The organism is Bradyrhizobium sp. CCBAU 11357, assembly GCF_028128865.1.
Lineage (GTDB): Bacteria > Pseudomonadota > Alphaproteobacteria > Rhizobiales > Xanthobacteraceae > Bradyrhizobium.
On sequence record NZ_LBJW01000007.1, the window covers coordinates 227 to 6,483 of the forward strand.

At 61.0% G+C, this 6,257-nt stretch carries 3 protein-coding genes, 3 pseudogenes and 1 riboswitch; of the genes and pseudogenes, 3 read left to right on the forward strand and 3 right to left on the reverse strand.

The window, feature by feature from the left end; translation table 11 throughout:
- A pseudogene (locus tag XI05_RS01035) lies at positions 1-311 on the forward strand (DDE-type integrase/transposase/recombinase); the annotation flags it as partial.
- Here the strand turns inward: XI05_RS01035 and XI05_RS01040 are convergent.
- From XI05_RS01040 to XI05_RS01050, 3 genes and pseudogenes are all read right to left on the reverse strand, one after another.
- Positions 302-1,071: pseudogene (locus tag XI05_RS01040) on the reverse strand (type II and III secretion system protein family protein); the annotation flags it as partial. The pseudogenes XI05_RS01035 and XI05_RS01040 overlap by 10 nt on opposite strands.
- Before the next feature lie 1,086 nt (positions 1,072-2,157).
- Positions 2,158-2,430, reverse strand: a complete 273-nt coding sequence (locus tag XI05_RS01045) for a hypothetical protein (RefSeq protein WP_271498068.1) — start codon at positions 2,428-2,430, stop codon at positions 2,158-2,160.
- 319 nt (positions 2,431-2,749) lie between these two features.
- Positions 2,750-2,884, reverse strand: coding sequence for a hypothetical protein (locus XI05_RS01050; protein ID WP_271498071.1), 135 nt, complete (start codon positions 2,882-2,884; stop codon positions 2,750-2,752).
- 793 nt (positions 2,885-3,677) lie between these two features.
- Here XI05_RS01050 and XI05_RS01055 point away from each other — a divergent pair.
- Both XI05_RS01055 and XI05_RS01060 read left to right on the forward strand, forming a co-directional pair.
- A pseudogene (locus XI05_RS01055) lies at positions 3,678-3,874 on the forward strand (IS6 family transposase); the annotation flags it as partial.
- 64 nt (positions 3,875-3,938) lie between these two features.
- Positions 3,939-4,152: riboswitch (cobalamin riboswitch) on the forward strand.
- A gap of 303 nt (positions 4,153-4,455) precedes the next feature.
- Positions 4,456-6,198: a ribonucleoside-diphosphate reductase subunit alpha gene (locus XI05_RS01060; protein WP_271498074.1), complete on the forward strand. Its 1,743-nt coding sequence runs from the start codon at positions 4,456-4,458 to the stop codon at positions 6,196-6,198.
- Positions 6,199-6,257: the final 59 nt, after the last annotated feature.

Consider the following 6,257-nt stretch of genomic DNA (forward strand, 5'->3'; position numbering starts at 1 on the left):
AGTACTTTGTATCCGAGGCGTCAGTCTATCGGCTGCTGAAGCCGCATGATCTCATCACCAGCCCGGCCTATGTGGTGATCAAGGCCGCGAACGAGTTCAAGGACAAGACGACGGCGGTCAACCAGCTCTGGCAGACCGACTTCACCTACCTCAAGATCACCGGATCGGGGTGGTACTATCTCTCGACCGTGCTTGACGACTTCTCGCGCTACATCGTGGCCTGGAGGCTTGGTCCCACCATGTGCGCTTCCGATGTCACAGCCACCCTCGACCAGGCACTCGCCGCCTCCGGACTTGACAACATCGCCGTCGCGACCGGCTGGTCGGCAACAGCGGCCGGTGCCGGAAGGGGCGCCCTGACCTCGGGAGCGATGATGTGCCCGTACGGACCCTTCACCTCACCACCGGATTTGACGTAGTCGTTGTAGCGCTTGCGGACTTCCATCTGACCAATTGAGGAAGAAATCGACGTCGTTTGCCGGAAGTCGGGAGTCGAGCGGCAATGCCGATTGCTGGCCGGGTGCCGCCGGCGCAACCAGGCGCGGCGTGACGATGATGACCAGATCGGTTTCCTCCTGCTGGTACGATTTGATGCTGAACGAGGTCCCGATCACGGGCACCGAGCCGATCCAGGGAAGTTGCGAAACGTCCCGGCGATTGCGAGTCTGCAGCAGGCCGGCGATGGCGAAACCCTGGCCGTCGCGCAGTTCGACCGTCGTGCGTGCATCGCGGCGGGTCAAGGGTGGAACGGTCGTCCCTGGATCGTCACTGCATTGGCGAAATCAAGTCACTGACCGATGGCTCGACCCGAAGGTTGATCACGCCGCGCGAGAGCACGGTGTGGACGAAGCCCAACTCGACACCGAACTTCTTGTAGTCGATTGTGATGGTTGGAAAGCCGTTCGTCGTTTGGGTCGGGATCGGGATTGGAAACTCGCCGCCGGCAAGGAAGCGGGCGGCATCGCCGGAAAGCGTGGTCAAGTTCGGTTCCGCCAACCTGCGAGCCAATCCTTTGGTTCCCAATGCAGAGATCAGCACGTCCACCGAGCCGCCGCCGGCGGTCCTAATAAGGCGACCTCACGTTGCGCAACATCGCTGGCGCGCTGGGGGTCTAGTGTTTCCGCGCGCGACGTTTTCTGCGACAAGGGCGAATGCCTGACGCGCGTCGGCAAATCCCGTTGTTGCGAGCGACATGCTGCATCTAACGAGACCGGGTTCGGAATTCCTGGTTTCGTCGATCGTCTCAAAGCTGGGTGTCGAATAGGATGACGCTGCGGTCCAATTGACGGGGTCGGCGCAAATCAGCTGTCAATCGGGCTATGCCGACCCGCGTCGAGCTTCTCGCGGATCATTTGATTAGATGCGCCGGCATTCCGGCAGTCTGCCTCGACAGGGCCGGGCACATTGCCGCGGACGACCGCTTCGGGCTGTTCCCGAATTGCCGTTTGCTGGCCCGCCCGGCAACCAGGCGACGGTCGCGGCGCTGCGGGTGTGCTCGGTCGTCCCTCGAACTGCCGCCATACTGAGAGCCGGGTTCAGGAAGAACTGCCTATTGCTGAGCGCCGCCTCACAGCGTCAGATGTTGGCTGTTCGCTTGAACCATTTCCTTGGTAGGCCAATGTAGTAGCCGCGCCTGCGAAGCTCTAGCTCGGATCTATTGAGCGTTTCGCAAATGGATTTCACAGGCGTGCCGGCATCAACAAGCTTGCGCAGCAGTTCGTCTTCTCGTTTGGTCCAGCGAGGAGAGCCGAGAGTCAATGTCAATCCAACCTCTTAGCCCACACTTCGTCACACTCGAATCTGTTCAAATGAGTTTCGCCATCCTAATTTCGCATTCCAGAACACGACCTAAAATCGCAGAAAAAGCTTGGGCCTCCGGCGCCTTGTCTGTCCCAGTCATCGCGCCGGCCTCAAGAAAGGAATGGCAGGCGAGGCGCTCCTTCGAAAGCTATACGTTGGCATAGACGAAGCTCCCGGATCCTCTGCCAACGAGATTTCGGAGCCACTAGGATTCGCCCAGACTTGTCGGACGACCTGTGAGATGGCCGTGCGGCCGAGGAGTTAACCCCGCTAGACCGGATACTTGGCCCGCGATGAGCGGCCCAGCCGCAACTATGTCGGCAGCTACATCAGGACGTCGAAGTGGGGAGCTATCGGCTATCGCCGCGATGGGCTAACGCTAGAATTAGTCCGCCGCGCGGCCAGAAGCGGCATGATCAACGACATCTTGCGTGCAGCGGCAACGCGCGATTGGTACTCTTCGATGTCCACTTCGCGCGTCACCTGCGAGAACGAATCTTCAAAGCTGGCGTGAAGTTCGCCTTCTTCGATCCACGACTTACCGCCGTCCGAACTGATGCGATGGCCGACGAACACCTCACGTCGGCGCGCCTTGCGGTAAACCATGCGTTCGATCGTCCAATTCGTCATGGTCCCTCACGGTAGCAGCATGACTTGATCCGAGCCGCGTTGCCGCGGCTTTTCCATTACGAATCCGCACATCACCCATGTTCGGCCTTGATACCTCGAAAATACACTCTGCCCTAGCGACCGCGCTTCAGGGCATCAACTCCTTCGGCTGGTAGGCATTGGGCTCGCCCTTGATGTTCCGAACTGGTCCAATTCATCCGAGCGACTTACACGCCAAGTAAGCGTCGGCTCATACAGCGTGACGGACGGTCGCCCAATCGTGTGGCGGATCGAACAATTTTAGCTCCTGTGGTTGTGCCTCCAAGCGGCGCCTCAGAAATCACCCATCAATGCGCCCTTTCCAACAACGCGCCGACCAGTCTTGATTGATCTCGCTGCCTGCCACGATCAGCATGAGCGGCTCCTTCACGCGGCGGGCAATGCGCCGCAGCGTAGCCGAGCCCAGATCGCTCATTGCCGCGGCGCCACCGGGATGCGAGTGCCGATCGCCGAGGTAATCAACGTCACCCGTGCTATCCTGAAAAGCCCGCCGTATCTCTGCGACCTGCCAAGCGTGATCAGGCACGAAACAGTGTCGCCCGTGAAGGGCGTGCGGGCCGGGACCGCGAAGGTCGACTACCACCCGGTCTTTCCCCACGCGCCCAGCCGAGAAGAACTCCGCCATTCTCAAGGGGGGACAAATTCGCAAGCAAATTTGCACATTGCCCGCATCACGTGCGAAGAAAGCAAGACGTTCATTCCCCGGCCCAACAGCGTCGATGTGGGGGCAATCAAACGCTCCCAGCGTGGCAGTACACGTGCTCTGTTTTGGCCTTGCAGTGTCAGGATAGACACTTGCCAGGTGCCGGGGTCCTACTTCCCTTCTGAGAGCAATCCGACCGCACTGCGGACGACTTCAAGCGAGACTTCTTGCAGATCAAAGCCTCCTCCGGTGAATGTAGGCGCATTGCACCCTAACGGCGTGACCATTCCGGTATTATCGAGACGCGGTTTGGATATATGTTTCTCGTCCTTCCGATGTTCATGGAGGCAAGCCAAGCAGCTTTTGGAATCGTAACAAAGCGCGCGACCACGCCGCCTGCGAGCCCCACGGTCGCGTAGCCCATCACATAAGGCACTTTCAGTTGGAAAGTGATTCCCCGAGCCAAGCCCCTGCCAGGGGAGGGGTGGAGACTCGACGGGAAGCACCTACAGCGGACATCGCCGGGTGAAGGGATAGTCCAGACCACGAACGCCGCAAGGGTAACAGGCGACGCGATCGGATCATGAAGCGTTTCAAATCGTCCCGTCAGGCTCAATTTTTCTGTCAGTTCATGATCAGGTCACGAACCTTTTCCACATCCTCTCTCTCGGAGCCGTCACTGCCGACTTCCGTCGTGTTTCGCGCGAGCGAGCCTTTGCGACTTGGCGCGAGATCTCCACGACAACGCTCGCCGAACCTTGACCTCGGGGCTGCTCCAATTCGTTAACTTGACGGCGCCGCCTTGACGAATCTCCGCGAGTGGCGCCTATATGTAGCCCGTCACGGTCTTCCATTCCCGCATCTCGTAGGATGGAAGCTAAGAGGGAACCCGGTGCGCCGGCAACGGCTATTCCGAGGCTGCCCCCGCAACTGTAAGCGGCGAGCGGTTGTCATCATGGTCACTGGCGCGACAGCGCTGGGAAGGCCGACAGCCCCAGCGACCCGCGAGCCAGGAGACCTGCCGCGACTGAACGAAAGTCCTCGGGCGGGGTGCCCCGGTGGGTCGCTTGCAGCTGGTGATATTTGTCCGATCTCCTCGCAAGTCGTCCGCACGGCCCCCAGCCTCAAACATCGCGGGGTTGCCGATGTCGCCGTCTTACGATTTCGATCAGCATGGTCATCTCGTCGCGTCACCGAGTGTGCGGCCGCGCCTAGCGCAGGCGAAGCCTGCCGCGCCTGAGCCGTGTCTGGTGCCCCTTTCGCCATCGCCGGCTCCGCTGCCGTGGCCCCTCGCGCCATCGCCAAAGCCGGCCGACCTCACGCTCGATCCGTCTCGCGACGACTTGTTGACATCATTCGGCAAGCTGACGCTGACCAACCGTTATCTGCTCGCCGGCGAAACTTACCAGGACATGTTCGTGCGGGTGTCTTGCGCTTTCGCGGACGATGTAGCGCATGCCCAACGTCTCTATGATGCGATGTCTCGGCTGTGGTTCATGCCGGCCACACCGGTGCTCTCCAACGGCGGGACCACGCGCGGCCTGCCGATCTCCTGCTTCCTTAACTCAGTGTCGGACTCGCTCGAAGGCATCGTCGGCACCTGGAACGAGAACGTCTGGCTTGCTTCCAATGGCGGCGGCATCGGCACCTACTGGGGTAATGTTCGCTCAATCGGCGAGAAGGCGAGGGGCGGCGTCACCTCGGGCATCATCCCGTTCATCCACGTCACGGACGGCCTCACGCTGGCGATCAGCCAGGGCTCCTTGCGGCGCGGCTCGGCGGCGGTCTATCTCGATATCCACCATCCCGAGATCGAGGAGTTCCTCGAGATCCGCAAGGCGTCTGGTGACTTCAGCCGCAAGAGCCTCAACCTACATCACGGCATCAACGTCACCGACGCGTTCATGTGTGCCGTGGGCGCCGGCACCGCATTCGCTCTGCGCAGCCCGAAGACTAACGAGGTCGTCCGCGAGATCGATGCCCGCCAGCTGAGGCAACGCATCCTTGAGAATCGGCTGCAGACCGGCGAGCCTTATCTCTTGTTCATCGACACCGTGAGCCGTGCGCTCCCCAAGCACCAGCGCGAGCTCGGCCTCAAGGTCTCGACCTCCAACCTGTGCAGCGAGATTACCCTGTCGACCGGCATCGATCATCGCGGCGAGGAGCGCACCGCGGTGTGCTGCCTGTCGTCGCTCAACCTCGAGACCTGGGACCAGTGGAATGAGGAGCCCACCTTCATCGAGGACGTCATGCGCTTCCTAGACAACGTGCTCACGCACTTCATCACGGTGGCGCCGGACGGCATGAAGCGTGCCCGCTACGCTGCCCTGCGTGAGCGCTCCGTCGGCCTCGGCGTCATGGGCTTCCACTCTTTCCTGCAGGCCAAGGGCATTCCAATGGAAAGTGTCATGGCCAAGTCGTTCAATCTGAACATGTTCCGGAAAATCCGCCGCGAGGCCGACGCGGCATCCGTGACGCTCGCGCGCGAGCGTGGCCCGTGCCCGGATGCCCTGGAACGCGGCGTGATGGCGCGCTTCAGCCACAAGATCGCAATCGCGCCGACCGCCTCGATCAGCATCATCTGCGGCGGCACCAGCGCCTGCGTCGAGCCAATCCCGGCCAACATCTACACCCATAAGACATTGTCCGGCGCCATCTCGGTGCGTAATCCGCATCTCGCCAAAGTGCTTGCGGCGAAGGGCGCCGACACTTCGGCGATGTGGCAGTCGATTATAGCACACGAAGGGTCGGTGGCCCGTCTCGACATCTTGTCGGAGCACGAGAAAGCGATCTTTCGCACCGCTTTCGAGATCGACCAGCGCTGGATCGTCGAGCTTGCCGCCGACCGCGCCCCGTTCATCTGCCAAAGCCAGTCGATCAACCTTTATCTCCCAGCCGATGTCGATAAATGGGACCTTCACATGCTGCACTGGACGGCATGGCAGCGCGGATTGAAAAGCCTCTACTACTGCCGCTCAAAGTCTATCTCGCGCGCGGCGTTCGCCGGCAAGATCGGCGACAGCGACAAGGTGGCGGCGCCGCAGCCGCAGCGTACTAATTATGAGGAGTGCCTTGCATGTCAGTGATCGATCTTTCGGCCGTCGATCCGCGTACGCTGATCGGCAAGGGACGAGTGGGGCTGCTC

Bases quoted from the DNA above. Each gene is read 5' to 3' on its own strand.
- XI05_RS01045 (WP_271498068.1), bottom strand. From the start codon at position 2,430: ATGACGAATTGGACGATCGAACGCATGGTTTACCGCAAGGCGCGCCGA.
- XI05_RS01050 (WP_271498071.1), bottom strand. From the start codon at position 2,884: ATGAGCGATCTGGGCTCGGCTACGCTGCGGCGCATTGCCCGCCGCGTG.